The organism is Amycolatopsis sp. NPDC114478 (assembly GCF_055633805.1).
This window is the reverse complement of record NZ_JBVKDO010000005.1, coordinates 92,983-110,790: the sequence shown is the minus strand read 5'-3', so window position 1 is coordinate 110,790 and position 17,808 is coordinate 92,983. Positions and strand designations below refer to the sequence as shown.

Sequence of the window (17,808 nt, the reverse complement as noted above, 5' to 3'; positions counted from 1 at the left end):
GACCTGGATCACCCAACCCGCGTAACGCTCCTGGAGTTGCGAAGGGGCGTCAGGTCTCCTTGTCAACGGGCTTTGTTGCGATCGGCAACAAATCCGGACGACGAGGAGGTCGTACCCGATGCCCCACTCCCGAAGACTCATCATCGGTGCCGTGGCCGGTGCCGCGCTCATCGCGATCCCGCTGACCATCCCCGCCGCCGCGTCGATCCCGCCCCCGGAGTCCGGCTGGACCACCGTCTTCGCCGACGACTTCACCGGCGGCTCCGGCGCGCTGCCGGCGAGTGCGAACTGGATCATCGACACCGGGCACAGCTACCCCGGCGGCCCCGCCAACTGGGGCACCGGCGAGATCCAGAACTACACGGCCAGCTCGAGCAACGTCTCGCTGGACGGCTCCGGCAACCTCCGCATCACGCCGTTGCGCGACGGCGCCGGCAACTGGACGTCCGCGCGGATCGAAACCCAGCGGGCCGACTTCAAGCCACCCGCCGGCGGCGTCATGCGGATCGAGAGCCGGATCCAGATGCCCAACGTCACCGGCGCCGCCGCGCTCGGCTACTGGCCCGCCTTCTGGGCCCTCGGCGGCCCCTACCGCGGCAACTGGTGGAACTGGCCCGCCATCGGCGAGTTCGACATCATGGAGAACGTCAACGGGATCAACTCCGTCTGGGGCGTCCTGCACTGCGGCGTCAACCCCGGCGGCCCGTGCAACGAGACGACCGGCCTGCCCGCCAACCGCGCGTGCCCGGGCAGCAGCTGCCAGTCGGCCTTCCACACCTACCGCTTCGAGTGGGACGCGAGCACCAGCCCGCAGGTGTTCCGCTGGTTCGTCGACGGCCAGCAGTTCCACTCGGTGAGCCAAAACCAGGTCGACGCCACGACCTGGGCGAACATGACGACCCACCAGGGCTACTTCGTGCTGCTGAACGTCGCCATCGGCGGCGCGTTCCCCAACAACAACTCCGGCACCACCACACCGGGGCCGGGGATCGTGCCCGGGCGCCCGATGGTCGTCGACTACGTCACCGTCACCACCCGCGGCGGAACCGGTGGCGGCACGACGACCCCGCCGGCCACGACGACTCCGCCCGCCGGCGGGAGCAGCGCGTACAGCACCATCCAGGCCGAGTCCTTCAGCCAGCAGTCCGGCGTGATCACGGAGGCCACCACCGACACCGGGGGCGGCCAGGACATCGGCGCATTGGCCAACGGCGACTGGGCGCTCTACCCGAACATCGACTTCGGCGGCAGCGCGGCGACGAACTTCCAGGCCCGCGTCGCGTCCGGGGCGGCGTCCGGCGTGAGCGGGCTCGTCGAGGTGCGGCTCGACAGCCGGTCCAACGCCCCGATCGGCAGCTTCGCGGTCGGCAACACGGGCGGCTGGCAGAGCTGGCGGACCGTCCCGGCGAACATCGGCGCGGTCACCGGCGTGCACAACGTGTACCTGACGTTCACGAGCGGCCAGCCCGCCGACTTCGTGAACCTCAACTGGTTCACGTTCGTGCATTGAGACGAGGACCCGCGGCCCTCGGCCGCGGGTCTCCCCACTTCAGGCAGACGGGGGCTGGACATTGCACTCGGCAATGGGCAGGATGCGTTTCACTGTGAGTGCTCACGATGACACCCGGAAGCTCGTGGTCCTGGCCGTGGACGACGAGCCGAACGGTCTTGACGAACTCGTCCACTGCCTGCGCAACAGCCCGCACGTGGCGAAGGTGTTCCCGGCGATCGACGCGTCCGAGGCGCTGCGACTGCTGTCCACCGACGACCCGAGGCTACGCGAACGCAAGGACCGCGGCCTGCCGATCGTCGACGCCGTCTTCGCGGACATCGACATGCCCGGCCTGTCCGGCATGGAGATGTCGCGCGTGTTCGCCGCGCTGCGGCCGTCGCCGGCGCTGGTGTTCGTCACCGGCCACGCCGAGGAGGCGGTCAACGCCTTCGACCTCGGCGCGCTGGACTACGTCCTCAAGCCGTACCAGCAGGACCGCCTCGACCGCGCGATCTCGCGCGTGATCGAGAAGCTAGCCGCGGCCGCCGCGCCCCCGGCCGGCGCCCTGGGCGGCGAGCCCGGCGTGAAGAACGACGACGAGGTCATCCCGGTCGAGCTGGCCGGCACCACCAAGCTCATCCCGCGCTCGTCGGTCCGCTGGGTCGAGGCGCAGGGCGACTACGCGCGGCTGTTCACCACCGAAGGCAGCCACCTGGTCCGGATCCCGCTGGCCCAGCTCGAAGAGCGCTGGGAGAAGGCCGGGTTCGTCCGGATCCACCGGTCGTTCCTGGTCGCGCTGCCGCTCATCACCGAGCTGCGCATGGGCCAGGGCGGCTACCAGGTCGTCATCGGCAACGAGGAGAAGGTGCTGCCGGTCAGCCGGCGGCACACCCGCGCGCTGAAGGACCGGCTGGTCGGTTCGGGCCGGAACGGCTGAGCCGGGACCGGTCATGACCGACGACTTCTACGAGCGCCTGCCGAACGGCGTGCGAGAGCCCGATCCGACGCTCGGCCGCCGTGTCCGCCAGCAGCTGCCGCAGCCGACGGACCGCGCCGTCGTCGAGTCGCTGCCGCCCGCGCCGGACAACGAGCCGCCGCCGAAGCCGGAGCACCACGCGAGACCCAAGCGGGAGCGGGTGATCCTCGCCGACCCCCGCCGCGGCTCCGGCACCCTGCGCGCCCGCGTCGAGCTGGAAGAGCAGACCAGCTGGGGGAAGCTGCTCGTCAAGGACCACCTGGTGAAGGTCCAGCTGCGGACGGCACTGCTGCTGTCCGGGCTCGTCGTCGTCGTGTTCGGCTCGCTGCCGGTGCTGTTTTACGTGCTGCCCGGGTTCTCCCGGCTGAGCCTGGCCGGCATCCCGGTGGCCTGGCTCATCCTCGGCGTGCTGCCCTTCCCGTTCTTGTTCGCCGTGGGCATCTGGTACAACCGGCTGGCCGAACGCAACGAACGCGCGTTCGTGGACATGATCGAAAACTAGTTTCCGCACGACTCGTGCGAGGATTCCCCCGTGCAGCTGAACCCGTGGGCGTTGACCGGCATAGTGCTGGTCGCCGTGGTGACGTTCTTCCTCGGTCACCGCTCTTCGCGTTCGGCCACGAGCACGCACGACTTCCTGGTCGCCCGGCGGACCGTCCGGTCGCGCCGCAACGCCGCCGCGATCTCCGGTGAGTACCTGTCCGCGGCTTCGTTCCTCGGCATCGCGGGGATCGTGCTCAAGGACGGCGCCGACGCGCTGTGGTTCCCGATCGGCTTCACCGCGGGTTACCTCGCGCTGATGCTCTTCGTCGCGGCGCCGCTGCGCCGCTCCGGCGCGTACACGCTGCCCGACTTCGTCGAAATGCGGCTCGGCTCCAAGGGCCTCCGCCGGTTCTCGACGGGGTTCGTCGTCTTCATCGGGATCCTCTACATGGTCCCGCAGCTGCAGGCCGCCGGCCTGACGCTGGCGACCGTCCTCCCGGTGCCGGTGTGGGCGGGCGCGGTCTCGGTGATGGTCCTGGTGGCGTTCAACGTGATCGCCGGCGGCATGCGCGCGATCACCGTCGTCCAGGCCTTCCAGTACTGGCTCAAGCTCTTCGCGATCGCGGTTCCCGCGTTCGTGCTGTGCATGGTCTTCTTCGCCGGCGGGGGCCCGGACGGCTTCCGCCCGCTCGGCGCGGCCGCGCCACCGGTGTTCCCCACCGACACCACAGTGGACGTCCAGACCGACGTCACGCTGACCGTCCGGAGCGACACCTACTTCTGGGCCTACGGCCGCACCGACAACGGTCCGGCCGCCGGGCCGACGCACTGGACCCCGCTGGCCCCGCACGAGGTCTCCGAAGGCACGAAGCTGAAGTTCCTGGCCGGTACACCGGTGCCGGTGGTCAGCGACGCGAGCGCGGACAACGCGAACTGGCTGCACCCGGCGTCGGGCAGTCTCACCGACCTGCTCCAGACGTACTCGCTGATGTTCGCGACGTTCCTGGGCACGATGGGCCTGCCGCACGTGCTGGTCCGCTTCTACACCAACCCCGACGGCAAGGCCGCGCGCCGCACGACCGTGCACGTCCTGCTGCTGCTCGGCCTGTTCTACCTCTTCCCGACGCTGCTGGGCGCGCTGTCTCGGATGTACGTCCCGGAGCTGCTGGTCACCGGCAAGACGGACGCGGCGATCCTGCGGTTGCCCTCGGCGATGCTGCCGGGCATCGGCGGCCAGATCCTCGGCGCGGTCACCGCGGCCGGCGCGTTCGCCGCGTTCCTCTCCAGCACGTCCGGGCTGCTGGTGAGCGTCGCCGGGGTCGTGTCGACCGACCTGCTGCCCGGGCGCGTCCGCGACTTCCGCGTCGCGACCGGGCTGGTCGCGCTCTTCCCGATCGCGCTGGCGGTCGCGCTGCGGCCGGAGGACATCTCGCTGTCGATCGGGCTGACGTTCGCGCTCGCGGCGTCGACGTTCAGCCCGCTGCTGGTGCTGGGTATCTGGTGGCGCAAGCTGTCCTGGCCGGGCGCGCTGGCCGGGATGTTCGTCGGCGGCGGGCTCGTGCTGGCCGCGCTGATCGTCAACGTCGTGAGCGGCTACACCGGCGGCTGGGCGCCGTGGTTCGTCAACCAGCCGGCGCTGATCACCGTGCCGGTCGCGTTCGTGACGACGTACTTCGTCAGCCGCGCGACGGGGTACGGGCGCCCGGACCACGTGCACGACATCATGCTGCGGCTGCACGCGCCCGATCCGCTCGGTTTCATGCGCGACCGGGCGGTCGCCCGATTCGGACAAGCCGAAGAAAAGACCCGAATCGCCGGGCGCGGTCGGCACCGCAAGTAATGCGCTGACAGCCAGTAAGAAAGTATTACCCGATCGAGGGATTACGAACTACACGGTCGACCCATACGTTCCGTTGGTTTCTACCAGTACGACCAGTACGAAAAAACGGGAAGGTGGAGATCCGCTGTGAGCAGCACCGAACACGACGTCGGTGGCGCGGAGCCGCAGACCGACTGGGAGAGCATCCAGGGGAGTCCCGAATTCACGGACCTGCGGCGCAGATTGCGGGTCTTCGTGTTCCCGATGACCGCGCTGTTCCTGGTCTGGTACCTGCTGTACGTGCTCCTCGCCGACTACGCGCACGGGTTCATGAGCACCAAGCTCTTCGGCAACATCACCGTCGGCTTGGTCTTCGGCTTGTTGCAGTTCGTTTCGACGTTCGTCATCACGGGCCTTTACGTGCGCTACGCCAACCGGAAGCTGGATCCGGTGGCCGACGAAATCCGTGCCCGGATCGAAAGGGAGCCGGTCGAATGACGCTCGCCGCGGGTGTGGAGGGCAGCAACTCCACCCTCAACATCATCATCTTCCTGGTCTTCGTCGCGATCACGCTGGTGATCGTGTTCCGGGCCAGCCGGAACACGAAGACGGCGTCGGACTACTACGCCGCCGGGCGCGCGTTCACCGGTCCGCAGAACGGCATCGCGATTTCCGGCGACTACCTTTCCGCGGCGTCGTTCCTCGGCATCGCCGGCGCGATCGCCATCAACGGCTACGACGGTTTCCTCTATTCGATCGGTTTCCTCGTCGCGTGGCTCGTGGCGTTGTTGCTGGTCGCGGAACTGCTGCGCAACACCGGCAAGTTCACGATGGGCGACGTGCTGGCGTTCCGCATGAAGCAGACGCCGGTGCGCGCGGCCGCGGCGGTTTCGACGCTGGCCGTGTCGTTCTTCTACCTGCTCGCGCAGATGGCGGGCGCCGGCGGCCTGGTCAACCTGCTGCTCGGCATCTCCGGCGAGGCGGGGCAGGACATCGTGATCGCCGTCGTCGGCGTGATCATGATCCTGTACGTCCTCATCGGCGGGATGAAGGGCACCACGTGGGTGCAGATCATCAAGGCCGCGCTGCTGATCGTCGGCGCGTTCGCGATGACGCTGTGGGTGCTCGGCAAGTACGGCTTCAACCTGTCCGACCTGTTCCAGGCCGCCGTCGACAAGGGCGGCAAGGGCGGTGCGGCGCTGCTCGACCCGGGCAAGCAGTACGGCAAGACGGGCACGACGAAGCTCGACTTCCTGTCGCTCGGCATCGCGCTGGTGCTGGGTACGGCCGGTCTCCCGCACGTCCTGATGCGCTTCTACACGGTGCCGACCGCGCGCGACGCGCGTCGCTCGGTGGTCTGGGCGATCGTGCTGATCGGCGTGTTCTACCTGTTCACGCTGGTGCTCGGCTACGGCGCCGGCGCGATCGTCGGGCCGGACAAGATCGCCAAGGCGCCGGGCACGACGAACTCGGCGGCTCCGCTGCTGGCGTTGGAGCTGGGCGGCCCGGTGCTGCTCGGGTTCATCTCCGCGGTCGCGTTCGCCACGATCCTCGCGGTGGTCGCCGGCCTGACGATCACGGCGTCGGCGTCCTTCGCGCACGACGTCTACGCGAACGTGATCAAGAAGGGGCAGATCACGACCGGCGGCGAGGTCCGCGTCGCCCGGATCACGGCCCTGGTGATCGGCGCGGTGGCCATCGCGGGCGGCATCCTGGCGAAGAGCCAGAACGTCGCGTTCCTCGTGGCGCTGGCGTTCGCGGTGGCGGCGTCGGCGAACCTGCCGACGATCCTGTATTCGCTGTTCTGGAAGCGGTTCAACACCCAGGGCGCGCTGTGGTCGATCTACGGCGGCCTGGTCGTGACGATCGTGCTGATCGTGTTTTCGCCCGCGGTCTCGGGCAAGCCGGTGGACGCCAAGACGGGCAAGAGCGCGTCGATGATCCAGGGCGTCGACTTCCACTGGTTCCCCCTCGACAACCCGGGCCTGGTTTCGATTCCGGCCGCGTTCCTGCTCGGCTGGCTCGGCACGGTCCTGTCGAAGGAGCGCAACCCGAAGAAGTACGCGGAGATGGAGGTGCGCGCGCTGACCGGCGCGGGTGCCGAGAAGGCCGTTACGCACTGACCGCTTTGCGGGGGCGTTGACCTCACGCGCGGGCAACGCCCCCGCATGGCAGCATGGAGATCGTGGTGAGCCCTGCTGAACTGCCGACCGCCGAGGTCCGCGACCTGCCCAAGGACGGCCTCGTGCTGCTCGACGTCCGCGAAGACGACGAGTGGGCCGCCGGGCACGCGCCCGGCGCCGTGCACATCCCGATGGGGGAGCTGCCCGCCCGCGTCGGCGAGCTGGCCGACCTGCCCGACGACAAGCCGATCCACGTGATCTGCCGCAGCGGCGGCCGGTCCGCGCGGGCGGCCGCGTGGCTCAACCAGAGCGGCTGGGACGCGGTGAACGTCGCCGGCGGCATGGGCGCGTGGCAGCGCGAAGGCCGGCCGATGGTCGGCGAGCACCCCGGCATCGACCCCGAAGTGATCTAGCCTTGCAGCCGCCTCCGCCTGGGTACTGGCCGCGTCAGGTGCCGCCGCCTTCGGCGCAGCAGCTGCAGGGCCGGACACTGGCCGCCCAGCCGGAGCCGTACCCGTACCACCGCCGGCCGACGTACCGGCCGAAGCTGCGCTGGGTGGCGACGCCGCCGCCGGGCGCGTGGCCGCGCCGCCGCGTGACGCCGCCCGAGCGGTACCTCGGGCCGCCGTCGTACCCCGTGCCGCCGCGCTGGGGTTTCCCGAACCTGGTCTGGCGCCGCCCGACGTCGGTGCCCGGCACGGCGTCGGACGAGGTCCGCCCGATCGACCGGCTGCCGGTACTCAGCCGCAGCCTGGTCGGCGTCCTGTTCGCGTTCGCCGTCCTGGCCGTGGTCGCCGCCGGCGCGGAGGTCTGGCGGTACGTCCTGCTCGTCGAGGGCCGCGAGTCCGCGCTGAACCGCTCGGTGGTGGCGTTCTCCGATGGCTTCGTGCTCACCGCGGGCCTGCTGGCCTCGATCCTCGCGCTGCTGCCGGCCGGGCTGTCGCTCTGGTGGCTGCTGGTCGCCCGCCGCGCGGCGGCGGAGGTCTCGGGCGACGACCCGCCGCGGCCGGTGTGGCAGGTGCTGGTCGGCATCCTCGTGCCGGTGGCGAACCTGCCGATGGCGCTGTCGATCGCCGGCGAGCTGGAGCACGCGGTGCTGAGCCGCCCGCGCGACGTCCGGCCGAAGCCGTCGCGGCAGGTGCTCGGGTGGTGGGGCGCCTGGCTGCTGAACTGGGTCCTGCTGGGCGTGACGATCGCCTGGCGCTTCCGCGACGACGTGCAGTCCATGGCCGACAGCGTCGTGCTGGTCGCGCTGACCGACCTGGCCGCGGCCCTGCTGGCCGTGATGACCGCCCTCGTCGTGCGGCGGTTCTCGGCCCTGCTGGCGCCGTCGGACGCACGGGCCGTGCGCTCGATGCGCGTGCTGAAGGTGATGGACGCGCCGGAGCCCGAGCTGCGCACCGCGCGCCCCTCCGGCGCGGCGCGCTAGTACCCGCCCAGCACCGGTTCGAGCTGGTCGAAAGCCGCTTCCGCGGCCGGCCACAGCGTGTCGACGATCTCGTCCTTCGGCTGGTCGTCGAGGATCCGGTCGAAGACCCCTTCGAAGAGCACCCGCAGGACCGTCGCGAGGTGCGCGGCGGCGAGCCGCGGCTTGAGGCCGTCGTCCGGGTGCCGTCCGGTCAGCAGTTCCGTCAGGCTCGCCTCGCGCTCGCGGTGGAGCTCGTGCAGCGCGTTCGTGAGGATCGGGCTCTGCCGGATCATGCGGGCGAAACCCTGGCCCGAGAAGCCGACCAGGGCGTGCTGGGCGTCCAAGGCCTCGAAGTAGAGCTCGCGGGTGTCGTGGAAGACGCTGTCGTGGATCAGCGTCGTGGGCCAGGACGTGAAGTCCGCGCGGATGTCGAAGACCAGGTCTTCCTTGCGCGGGAAGTGGTTGGTCACGGTCATCTTGGCGACCCGCGCCTCGGCGGCGATCTCCGCGATCGTCACGTCCTCGAAGCCTTCGCGGATGAACAGCTTCGTCGCGACGTCCGAGATGTTCTTCCTGGTCTCGTGCTTCTTCTGGGCCCGGAGTCCCTCACTCATGGCGGCACTCTACTGGGTCGGACCCAACTTTGTGCTTGACCCAGTGAGTGGGTCGGACCTAATCTGAGGTTCGACCCAATTACCTGGAGGGGGGTGGATGTGACTCTGGCAGCGGCTCGTCCCGACGCGGCGCTGTGGCGCCTCGGCGGCGTCCTCGCCCGTGACCTGGGCAGCCCGGTGACGACCGTGCAGTGGGTGGCGAGCGCGTACCTGCTGGCGGCGTCGGCGGCGATCCCGTCGTCGGGCTGGCTGACCGACCGCTTCGGCGGCCGCGCGGTGTGGCTGACGGCGGTGGCGATCTTCACGGCGGGCACGCTGCTGTGCGGCTTCGGCCTGGTCGGCACCGGCGCTGATCGCGTTCCGGGTGCTGCACGGCCTGGGCGGCGGGCTGATGCAGCCGGTCGGCCAGGCAGTGTTCGCCCAGGCGACAGGCCCGTCGCTGGGGCGGATGATCGGCGTGATCACGCTGCCGGCGACGACACCCGGCATGACCACGCTGTACGGCTCGCTGGGGACGGCTTTGCCGGCGGCGATCCTCCACAAGTCGGCCGCAGCACCGCCCACAGCGTTCACCACGACGTTCACGTGGTCGTTGGCGCTGTCCGCGCTCACTCTGACGCCGGCCGCGTCCTTCCCCGCAAGGGCGCGGCAACCCTGGCCCGCTACGCGGCCGAAGGCGTCGACGTCCTGGTGGCGACGTGCACGGGCGGCGAACGCGGCGACATCCTCAACCCGGCGATGGACACCCCGGAAAACCGAGCCGACCTCTCGGAGATCCGCCGCCGCGAGATGGCGGCGGCGGCCGAGATCCTGGGCATCCGCCAGCGTTTCTTGGGCATGACCGACTCCGGCCTGCCAGAGGACGGTTCGCCGTTGCCGGAAGGTTGCTTCGCCGCCCTGCCCCTCGCGTTGGCCGCGGAGCCGTGGGTGGCGCTGATCCGCGAGTTCCGCCCCCAGGTGGTGATCACGTACGACGAAACAGGTGGCTACCCCCACCTGGACCACATCCGCACGCACGAGGTGACGCTGGAAGCGTTCAAGGCCGCCGCCGGCCCCACCCGCTACCCCGGCACGGGCGCCCCTTGGCAACCGCAGAAGCTGTACTACCAGGCAGCTCTGAGCCGAGCCTGGTTCCAAGCCCTCCACGACGCGACCTTGGCAGCCGGCCTGGCGTCCGCAATGGCTGAGGTACTGGCGGAATTCCCCACGGACCCGCCATTCCAGGTCACAACGAAGATCCGCTGCGAGCAGTACTTCGCCACCCGCGACCGGGCGCTCCTGGCCCACCGAACCCAAGTGGACCCAGCCCACCCGTTCTTCGCTCATTCACGCGAAATCGAGCGAGAAACCTGGCCCCACGAGGACTACCACCTCGCCCACCCAACCCCAGGCCCCACCCTCGAAGACGACCTCTTCGCCGGAGTAACCCCATGACCCGCACCAGGGCCGTCCGCGTCCCGCGGACCGCGGCTCACACCGTGACCCGAAGCTCCCGCAACCCCCGAATCACAAACTCCGGCCGCCGCGGCGGAGTCCCGACCAACCGCAGCCCCGGCAACTTCTCCACCAGCGCACTCAAAGCCGCAGCGATCTCCACCCGAGCGAGAGGAGCCCCCACGCAGTAGTGAATCCCGAGCCCAAACCCAAGGTGCGCATTCGGCGTCCGCCCGATATCCAGCCGGTCCGGCTCGTCGAACACCTCCGGATCCCGAGCCGCGGCCCCCAACAGCGCGCCGATCTTCTGCCCGCGCGAAACCTCGAACCCGCAAATCGAGACGTCCTCGGTCGCCGTCCGCTCGAACAGCTGCAGCGGCGCGTCGAACCGGATCAACTCCTCCACACACGAATCCAGCAAGGAGGGAGACTCAACCAGCCGTTCCCACTGGTCCCGGTGCGTGAGCAGCGCCGTGATGCCGTTGCCGAGCACGTTGACCGTCGCCTCGTGGCCCGCCATCAGCAGCAGCACCGCGGTCGCGACCAGCTCGTCCGGCGTCAGCTCGCTGCGCAGGAGGTCGCTGATGATGTCGTCCCCCGGCGACGAAGCACGTTCGGCTGCCACCGATCGGACGTACGCGACGAATTCAGCGGCCGCCCGCTCGGCGGCGTCGCGTCCCTCCTCGGGCAGGCCGTACTCGTACATCTTCACGATCGCGTTCGACAGCTCGACCATCCGCGGCCCGTCCGTGCCTGGTACCCCCAGCAGCTCGGCGATCACCGCGACCGGCAGTGGCTGAGCGAGGTGCTCAAGGAGGTCCGCGCTGCCGTCGGCGGCGATCGCGGCCGCCAGGTCGTCGACCATTCGGGTGGCGAGTGTCGCGACCATGGGACGCAACCGCTGAACGTGGCCGCGGCCGAACGCGCCCGCGATCAGCCGCCGGAGCCGCGTGTGCGCCGGCGGCTCGTTCTCCAGCAGCGAGTTGCGGTGCAGCAGGTTGAACGACGCGAACCGTTCGAGCGGCTGCGCGTCCTGCCAGATCCGGCCCAGCCCGCGGTGACGCAGCACCGCCGACGCCGCGGCGTGCGACACCGCCACGGCCAGGCCGAGCTCCTCGTGAAAATGGACGTCGCCCTTTTCGCGCAGGACGGCGAACGCCGGGTACGGGTCTTCCAGGAACGCGGGATCGCGGGGGTCGAACACGTCGCGAGGGTAACCCTTCGATAGCGTCACAGGCCGAGCCAGAGGAGGCAGCAGTGGGCAAGGGCGCGCGCAAGAAGGGTCCCAAGCAGGCGTCGGACCGCAAGCCGAAGGTGCGCGACGTCTTCGTCGGCCAGCCGTTCGAAGGGCTGGTGGCGGAGCCCGAGCTGATCGCGCTGCGCGAGTTCGTGCCGTCCGCGACGGCCAAGCTCACCCTCGCCGACGGCGGCGACGTCACCCTCGGCACGGTGCTGCCGATGGCCGCGGCCGCGTTCGTCCGCTCCGACGGCGAGCGCTACCTCGGCCTACAGGTGCAGACGCGCTCGTCCGACATCAGCCGCGACCTCGGCCGCTCGCTGAAGTGGCTGCTGGACGCCAAGGAGGGCGACGTCCTCGGCGTGCCGGACACGACGACTCCGCCGTCCGCCGACGAGCACGCCCGCCTCCAGGACCTGCTGACCCCGGGCGCCGAGCTCGACGTCACGCTGCACAAGGACTTCGCCTGGTGGCTCCCGGAGGACGCGGACGCCACCGGCGACGTCGCGGTCTCCCTCGAGCGCGCGAACGCGGCGATCATGCCGACCGAACGGCTCGGCTCGGGCGCCTACTGGGTCCTCGCGGGCGAGAAGGCCCACCTGCGCTGGGTGCGCCCGGAGCCGGAGAACCTGCTGCTCCAGGCCCTGGCGCGCTTGTCGGCGGCTGGCGAGCTCGGCCTCGGCGAGGGCTCGCGCTACGCGGGCTCGTTCCGCGCGCACGGCCTCCTGGTTCCGGTGTGGGACCTCGACCCCGAGGCCCACGCCCGCGAGTGGGCGGACGCGAAGGAAGCCCTCGGCACCCGCCTCGAGACGGCGCTGAAGTCCCTCGACGCGGAGCCGCTGAACGCCGCGGAACGCCGAGCCCGCGACGGCCTCATCGGCCGCCAGCTCACCCTGCGCTGACCCAACCCGAACGACGACCGCCGCCGGGCCACACTCGGCGGCGGCCTCGCCGAGTTGACGGCCCCGGCGCCGGCCACCGAGCGGCAGTTACCAGCCGCAGCCCAGTGGGCCGCCACGCCCCAGCGGAGGCCAAACCCTGGCCCCGGTGGGGCTGGGATTCGCCCCGGTCGCCTCGGCGGCCACCGTCACGACGCTGTACTACAGCTCGTCGGGCGGCAGCCTCGCCCCGCCTCGCCGCGGCTGGCTCCCCGGCAGTGAGCGGCCATCAGACGGCACTGGTCCGCCGCGGCCGCGACCAGACCCCGGCGGCGGCCGTTGGACGACAGCTGCCCTGCGCGCCCCGGCGCCCACCAGGTGGGGGCCTCCCTGCCGCGAGCGGCGTGCCCTATCGTCCGCCGGCCGTGGCACCGATGGGTCCTGCTACCGAGCGCGCGTACTGGCACCGGCCCCATCGACCGGCGCCCCCTGAACCCGCCGAATGAACCCCGTCGGAAAGCGCCGGACCCGCAGTCCGTCCCGGTGACCGGAACCCAGCTCGATGAGCGTTCAACCAGGCCTTATGTGGCGCACGAGACACCGCCACCGGAACGCCGCGGTGGGACGATTCTGCCCGTGATACTTCACATCTGTGGGGCGGCCGACTGGGCCGAAGTGGGCGAAGGCGGCGAATACCGGCCGCCGTCACTGGGGGATGTCGGGTTCGTGCACTGCTCCGACTTCGGCACCGCGCACCTGCCCGCCAACGCGCTCTACCGGGGCCGCACCGATCTGGTGCTGCTCGAGATCGACCCGGACGAGGTCGGCGCGCCCGTTCGGTGGGAAGACGGCGAACCGCCGCATCCCGCCGGTGTCTGGTTCCCGCACGTCTACGGTCCGATCCCGCACTCCGCCGTCGTCGGGGTGCACTCGTTCACCGAAACCGCGGATGGTGGCTTCCGGCTGCCGGCCGCGCTCGCTCGCCGCTGAGGTGGGCAACTCATCACCCGCCCGCACGTCTGCGAAATCGGGCGGGAACGCGGGCAACCTGAGGGGGCTGTGATGCGTGTTGGGGAGGAAAGCGGCTCAAGCCCGATGGGAGGCGATACGGTGACCGCTGCGGCACCCGTCTTCACCGGGGGAGATACCTGGGTGACCAGCGCAGGCCGAGGGAGGGCCGCGACGTTGCCGGGCGAGTTGACCGACTTCGGCGACTTCGTGCAGGCCACCCTGCCGGGCCTGCTGCGGTACGGCCACGCCCTCACCGGCAACCCGCACGACGCCGCGGACCTGGTCCAGACCGTGCTCGAAAAGATGGGCGCACGCTGGACCTACGTGCACGAGAAGACCGGCGACCCGCTGGCTTACGTGCGCCGGTCGATGGCGAACGCGCACGTCAGCCGGTGGCGCCGGACGCGTCGCGAGAACCTCGTGGCCGACCTGCCGGACACCAGCCCGCACGTGCCGGACGACCCGTTCGAGCACGAGCCGCTGTGGCGTGCGCTACGAACGCTGCCGCCGAGACAACGGGCCGTCATGGTCCTGCGTTACTACGAAGGTCTGTCCGAAGCGGAGATCGCCGGCGCCCTCGGGGTTACGCAGGGCACCGTCAAGAGCCAGGCCAGCAAGGCGATCGCGTCGCTGCGGATGAAACTCACCGCGGCCGACATCCAAGGCGAAGGGAGTGACGCGGGTTGAACATCTCCGAGGACGAGCTGGAGCAGCGCTTGCGCGCGCTGTTCGCCGACGAGCGGCTGGACTTGCCGCCGCCACCGGACGCCGGCACGACCATCGTCGCCGGTGCGCGGCGCCGTCGGCGCCGCCGCCAAGGCTTACTGGCCGTGACCGGGGTCGCCGCCGCCGTCGTGGCCGTGTCCGGCGGGCTCACCGTGCTGCGCCTCCACAGCGAGGACGGCACCGCGGTGATGTCCGCCGACGGCTCTTCCATCAGCGTCAAACCGCCCGAGAACCTCACGGCCGGCCGGCAGCCCGACCCCTCGGTCCCGCCGCCGACCAGCACTCAGGACATCCAGGTCTCGGTGCCGCACACCTCGCCGACGTCGAAGGCTTCGCGGCCGCCGTCGGCCCAGTCGCCGTCGAAGCTGCCGCCCGTGCTCAGCGGGCCGCTGCTCCGCGCGGACGGCTTCGGCACCATCAAGCTCGGCATGTCCGAGACCCAGATCGCCGCGCAGGGCGTCACGCTCAGCGACGCGCAGGCCGGCGGCAGCTGCACCGTCTACACCGCGCAGGGCAGCGGCGTGCCCGCCGCCGCGACCGTCGTGGTCTCGAAGGCGCTCGGGCTCACGGTCGTCACCCCCGCGCAGGCGGTGCACACCGCCGAGGGCATCGGCGCCGGCTCGACCAAGGACCAGGTGCTCGCGGCCTACCCCGCGGCGAAGGCCGAAACGGGTGGCGTCGTGGCTCCGGCCACCTCCGCCGCCGACTACCACTTCCGGCTCGGCGACTCCGGGGTCGTGCAGACCAGCCTCGCGAGCGTCAACCAGGACTGCGCCGGCTGACACGCCGGCCGCATGCGGAAACCCGGGCTGTCCACAGGGGGAGAGCCCGGGTTTCCGGTTTTTCGAAGTATTAGAGAGCCCCGCCGGCCACCGGCGGCATCCCGGAGTCGCGGCCGCCGTCGCCGACGGACTCGCGGTACAGGTGGTTTTCGACCTCGAACAGGTTGCCGTTCGCGCGCTTGACGACGTTCAGCAGGGTGTTCATCTGCGAGATCTCTTCGACCTGCTCCTTGAGGAACCACTGCGTGAACTGCTCGCTGATGTAGTCCTCTTCGGCGCGCGCGGCCTTGGCCATCGCGGAGATGTCGGCCGCGACTTCCTTCTCCTGCTCGAGCGCGAGCTCGATGACTTCGGTGACGCCGGAGAAGTCGTTGCGCACTTCGCCCGTGCCGGGGATTTCGACGTGGTGGTCGCGGTCGAGCATGAACTGCACGAGCGCCAGCGCGTGGTTGCGCTCTTCGACGGACTGCTTGTAGAAGTGCTTCGCCAGCTGCGGCAGGTCCTCGGCGTCGAACCACACCGCGAGCGCGATGTACTGCTGGGACGCGTTGAACTCGTTGTGGATCTGCGCCTGCAGCAGTTCGAAGAACTTCGAGCGCGGTTCTTTCTTCTTGGTGAGGGCCATGCAGAACAGAATAGATCAAGATTGGCACAAAGGCCACTCGGGGGTGGTGATCCCGACCCTATTAGGGTTACCATTCCTAAAGAAGACGAACCTTATTTAAGTAAGCCTTCCCTAAAATGTCGCATTCATTTAGGGAAGGCTTACTTCGTTTACGTCAACGGTTCGCGACGGATCGGGCACGACATGCACCGCGGCCCGCCCCGGCCGGATCCCAGCTCGGAGCCCGCGATCGGCAGCACCTCGATGCCGGCCGCCTCGAGACGCTCGTTCGTCTCGACGTTGCGCTCGTAACCGACGACCACGCCCGGCGCCAGGGCGAGCGTGTTGTTGCCGTCGTCCCACTGTTCGCGCTCGGCCGTCACCGGGTCGAGGCCGGTGTCGATGACGCGCAGCCGGTCGATCTCCATCGCCTCGGCCGCGGCCACCAGGAACGGCGTGGGGCCGGCGACCTTGACGCCGCCGTCGCCGGTCGGCCGGATGGTGAACGCCGTCAGCGAGTCGCGCGCGAGCGGGTACATCACCACCGCGTCGGCGTCGACCATCGTGCACACCGTGTCCAGGTGCATGGTCGCGCGGGACTGCTCGATCGGCACCGCCAGCACGGTGTGCGCGATGCCGTCGGCGAACACCGACCGCGCGAGCGACTCCGCACCGGCCGCCGTCGTCCGCTCGCCGACGCCGATGGCGAGCACGCCCGGCGCCAGCAGCATCACATCGCCGCCCTCGATCGGCGCGGAATGGGCGCCGTACGCGCGGGCCGCGTGCCGGAAGTACGGGTGGTAGGCGTAGATCAGGTCCAGCACCGCGGTCTCGCGGCGGCGCGCCGGCATGGTCAGCGACGAGATCGCCACCCGGTCGGCGATCCACGCCGACGAGTCGCGCGTGAACAGCAGGTTCGGCAGCGGGTCGACGGCGAAGTCGTGCGGGTGGTTCATCATCCGCACCAGCGACGCGCCCTCCGCGGACGGCAGCTCCTCGAACGTCATCCCGGCCATCAGCACTTCGGCGAGGCCGGCCGCGTCGACGCCGGAGAGGTGCGACCGCAGCGAGTCGGCGAGGTCGCCGCCGAGGCGCCGGTCGTCGACCGCCGCGTGCACGCCGGCCGCGTGGGCGCGGTCGTCATCCAGCGCCGTCCGCAGGGCGTCGGCCAGCAGCAGCACTTCGACGCCGCGGCTGCGCAGCACCTCGGCGAACGCGTCGTGCTCGGCCTGGGCCCGGTCGACCCACGGGATCGAGTCGAACAGGAGCTGGTCGTTGTTGCGGGGCGTCAGCCTTTTGAGCTCGTTGCCGGGCCGGTGCAGCAGCACCGCGCGCAGGGGTCCGACTTCGCTGTCCACCCGGGGAGGTGTCGTTTCGTCGATCACCCAGCGAGCGTACTCAGGGCAACCAGGAAACGTGACCTTTGAGCAGCGAATACCCGACGAACGACACGAAGTCGAACAGCGTGTGCGCGGCGACGAGCGGCCACAGCCGGTTCGTCTTCTGCCACATCCGCCCGAACACCAGGCCCATGATGAAGTTGCCGACGAACCCGCCGAACCCCTGGTACAGGTGGTAGGACCCGCGCAGCACGGCCGCGCCGAACACCGCGGTGTTCTCCCGGACGCCGAGCTGCCGCAGCCGGGTCAGCAGGTACCCGATGACCAGGACCTCTTCGGCGAACGCGTTGCCGAACGCCGAGAGCGTCAGCGTGATCGGCCGCCACCACGTGTCGCCCAAAGTGGACGGTTGCACCGCCAGGCTGAAGCCCAGGTGGTAGGAGATGAAGTACAGCGCCAGGCCGGGAATCCCGATCACCGCGGCCAGCCCGAGCGTCAGCAGCGTGTCGCGGCGTGGGGACCGGCGGTCCAGCCCGACCTGGGCCATCTTGATGCCCGCGCGCCACAGGAAGTACAGCCCGAGCGCGCCCCACCCGACCAGCTGGGCGGCCGAGAGCAGCTGCTTGAGCAGGTCGATCAGGCTCGCCGCGGCCTGCGGGACGTTGAGCTGGACCTGCTGCTGGGCCAAGGGCGTCGGCTGCAGCAGCGAGTCCACAAGGGACAGCAGGCTGCGTACGCCGGACAGCCCGAGCGTGATGCCGAAGACGATCAGCAGCTCGATCTTGATCGCCCGGCGTTCGACCGGGTCCTCGATCGCGCCAGGGAACTCGGGGCGGGCCGGGGCCAGCCACGATCGCGCGGTGAACGTCATGCCCGCACGC

General features: G+C 70.3%; 18 protein-coding genes and 1 pseudogene. 14 read left to right on the top strand and 5 right to left on the bottom strand.

Annotated features, from left to right (window positions below; all coding sequences use genetic code 11):
• The first annotated feature begins 118 nt into the window (after positions 1-118).
• From ACZ7OH_RS16435 to ACZ7OH_RS16400, 8 genes are all read left to right on the top strand, one after another.
• Positions 119-1,510, top strand: a complete 1,392-nt coding sequence (locus tag ACZ7OH_RS16435; RefSeq protein WP_470281547.1) for a glycoside hydrolase family 16 protein — start codon at positions 119-121, stop codon at positions 1,508-1,510.
• Positions 1,511-1,592: 82 nt separating this feature from the next.
• The gene (locus ACZ7OH_RS16430) at positions 1,593-2,429 is read left to right on the top strand and encodes a LytR/AlgR family response regulator transcription factor (protein WP_400901677.1); all 837 of its coding nucleotides are present in this window, start codon (positions 1,593-1,595) and stop codon (positions 2,427-2,429) included.
• A gap of 13 nt (positions 2,430-2,442) precedes the next feature.
• Positions 2,443-2,970 (top strand): hypothetical protein, encoded by a 528-nt coding sequence (locus ACZ7OH_RS16425; protein WP_470281546.1) that lies wholly within the window; start codon positions 2,443-2,445, stop codon positions 2,968-2,970.
• A 30-nt stretch (positions 2,971-3,000) separates the two neighbouring features.
• A complete protein-coding gene (locus ACZ7OH_RS16420; protein WP_470281545.1) occupies positions 3,001-4,791 on the top strand; it encodes a sodium/solute symporter in 1,791 nt (596 codons plus the stop codon).
• A gap of 126 nt (positions 4,792-4,917) precedes the next feature.
• A complete protein-coding gene (locus ACZ7OH_RS16415) occupies positions 4,918-5,268 on the top strand; it encodes a DUF485 domain-containing protein (RefSeq protein WP_400901671.1) in 351 nt (116 codons plus the stop codon).
• Complete coding sequence (locus ACZ7OH_RS16410; RefSeq protein ID WP_470281544.1) at positions 5,265-6,893, top strand: solute symporter family protein; 1,629 nt, start codon at positions 5,265-5,267, stop codon at positions 6,891-6,893. The genes ACZ7OH_RS16415 and ACZ7OH_RS16410 overlap by 4 nt, the downstream gene beginning before the upstream one ends.
• Before the next feature lie 53 nt (positions 6,894-6,946).
• Positions 6,947-7,306, top strand: a complete 360-nt coding sequence (locus tag ACZ7OH_RS16405; protein WP_470281543.1) for a rhodanese-like domain-containing protein — start codon at positions 6,947-6,949, stop codon at positions 7,304-7,306.
• Between the two features lie 38 nt (positions 7,307-7,344).
• A complete protein-coding gene (locus ACZ7OH_RS16400) occupies positions 7,345-8,322 on the top strand; it encodes a DUF4328 domain-containing protein (protein ID WP_470281542.1) in 978 nt (325 codons plus the stop codon).
• Here ACZ7OH_RS16400 and ACZ7OH_RS16395 read toward each other — a convergent pair.
• A complete protein-coding gene (locus ACZ7OH_RS16395) occupies positions 8,319-8,915 on the bottom strand; it encodes a TetR/AcrR family transcriptional regulator (protein ID WP_470281541.1) in 597 nt (198 codons plus the stop codon). The genes ACZ7OH_RS16400 and ACZ7OH_RS16395 overlap by 4 nt on opposite strands.
• Before the next feature lie 93 nt (positions 8,916-9,008).
• Between ACZ7OH_RS16395 and ACZ7OH_RS16390 the strand changes: the two are divergent.
• Both ACZ7OH_RS16390 and mca read left to right on the top strand, forming a co-directional pair.
• A pseudogene (locus ACZ7OH_RS16390) lies at positions 9,009-9,185 on the top strand (hypothetical protein); the annotation flags it as partial.
• 315 nt (positions 9,186-9,500) lie between these two features.
• On the top strand, positions 9,501-10,349 hold the full coding sequence (mca, locus tag ACZ7OH_RS16385) for a mycothiol conjugate amidase Mca (protein ID WP_470281853.1): 849 nt from the start codon (positions 9,501-9,503) through the stop codon (positions 10,347-10,349).
• Positions 10,350-10,386: 37 nt separating this feature from the next.
• Here the strand turns inward: mca and ACZ7OH_RS16380 are convergent, their stop codons facing one another.
• A complete protein-coding gene (locus ACZ7OH_RS16380) occupies positions 10,387-11,553 on the bottom strand; it encodes a cytochrome P450 (RefSeq protein ID WP_470281540.1) in 1,167 nt (388 codons plus the stop codon).
• 53 nt (positions 11,554-11,606) lie between these two features.
• On the opposite strand from ACZ7OH_RS16380, the gene ACZ7OH_RS16375 reads away from it, so the two are divergent.
• The 4 genes from ACZ7OH_RS16375 (at position 11,607) to ACZ7OH_RS16360 (ending at position 14,983) form a co-directional block, all read left to right on the top strand.
• Positions 11,607-12,488, top strand: a complete 882-nt coding sequence (locus ACZ7OH_RS16375; protein ID WP_470281539.1) for a DUF5926 family protein — start codon at positions 11,607-11,609, stop codon at positions 12,486-12,488.
• Between the two features lie 612 nt (positions 12,489-13,100).
• Positions 13,101-13,454 carry a DUF952 domain-containing protein gene (locus ACZ7OH_RS16370; RefSeq protein ID WP_470281538.1) on the top strand — a complete coding sequence of 118 codons (354 nt, stop codon included), beginning with the start codon at positions 13,101-13,103 and terminating at the stop codon, positions 13,452-13,454.
• A 195-nt stretch (positions 13,455-13,649) separates the two neighbouring features.
• On the top strand, positions 13,650-14,162 hold the full coding sequence (locus ACZ7OH_RS16365) for a SigE family RNA polymerase sigma factor (protein WP_400901967.1): 513 nt from the start codon (positions 13,650-13,652) through the stop codon (positions 14,160-14,162).
• Positions 14,159-14,983: a hypothetical protein gene (locus ACZ7OH_RS16360; RefSeq protein ID WP_470281537.1), complete on the top strand. Its 825-nt coding sequence runs from the start codon at positions 14,159-14,161 to the stop codon at positions 14,981-14,983. The genes ACZ7OH_RS16365 and ACZ7OH_RS16360 overlap by 4 nt, the downstream gene beginning before the upstream one ends.
• Positions 14,984-15,053: 70 nt before the next feature.
• Here ACZ7OH_RS16360 and ACZ7OH_RS16355 read toward each other — a convergent pair whose 3' ends face one another.
• The 3 genes from ACZ7OH_RS16355 to ACZ7OH_RS16345 all read right to left on the bottom strand — a co-directional run bounded on the left by ACZ7OH_RS16355 (position 15,054) and on the right by ACZ7OH_RS16345 (position 17,798).
• On the bottom strand, positions 15,054-15,608 hold the full coding sequence (locus ACZ7OH_RS16355) for a ferritin (RefSeq protein ID WP_470281536.1): 555 nt from the start codon (positions 15,606-15,608) through the stop codon (positions 15,054-15,056).
• 149 nt (positions 15,609-15,757) lie between these two features.
• Entirely contained in the window at positions 15,758-16,945 is a 1,188-nt protein-coding gene (locus tag ACZ7OH_RS16350) for an arginine deiminase (protein ID WP_400901965.1), read from the bottom strand.
• A gap of 40 nt (positions 16,946-16,985) precedes the next feature.
• Complete coding sequence (locus ACZ7OH_RS16345) at positions 16,986-17,798, bottom strand: CPBP family intramembrane glutamic endopeptidase (protein ID WP_470281535.1); 813 nt, start codon at positions 17,796-17,798, stop codon at positions 16,986-16,988.
• Between the last annotated feature and the right edge of the window lie 10 nt (positions 17,799-17,808).

What these genes read in the sequence shown, in the direction of transcription:
- ACZ7OH_RS16435 (WP_470281547.1), top strand. Translation starts at nt 119, where the DNA reads ATGCCCCACTCCCGAAGACTCATCATCGGTGCCGTGGCCGGTGCCGCG.
- ACZ7OH_RS16430 (WP_400901677.1), top strand. Translation starts at nt 1,593, where the DNA reads ATGCGTTTCACTGTGAGTGCTCACGATGACACCCGGAAGCTCGTGGTC.
- ACZ7OH_RS16425 (WP_470281546.1), top strand. Translation starts at nt 2,443, where the DNA reads ATGACCGACGACTTCTACGAGCGCCTGCCGAACGGCGTGCGAGAGCCC.
- ACZ7OH_RS16410 (WP_470281544.1), top strand. Translation starts at nt 5,265, where the DNA reads ATGACGCTCGCCGCGGGTGTGGAGGGCAGCAACTCCACCCTCAACATC.
- ACZ7OH_RS16405 (WP_470281543.1), top strand. Translation starts at nt 6,947, where the DNA reads ATGGAGATCGTGGTGAGCCCTGCTGAACTGCCGACCGCCGAGGTCCGC.
- ACZ7OH_RS16395 (WP_470281541.1), bottom strand. Translation starts at nt 8,915, where the DNA reads ATGAGTGAGGGACTCCGGGCCCAGAAGAAGCACGAGACCAGGAAGAAC.
- ACZ7OH_RS16355 (WP_470281536.1), bottom strand. Translation starts at nt 15,608, where the DNA reads ATGGCCCTCACCAAGAAGAAAGAACCGCGCTCGAAGTTCTTCGAACTG.
- ACZ7OH_RS16345 (WP_470281535.1), bottom strand. Translation starts at nt 17,798, where the DNA reads ATGACGTTCACCGCGCGATCGTGGCTGGCCCCGGCCCGCCCCGAGTTC.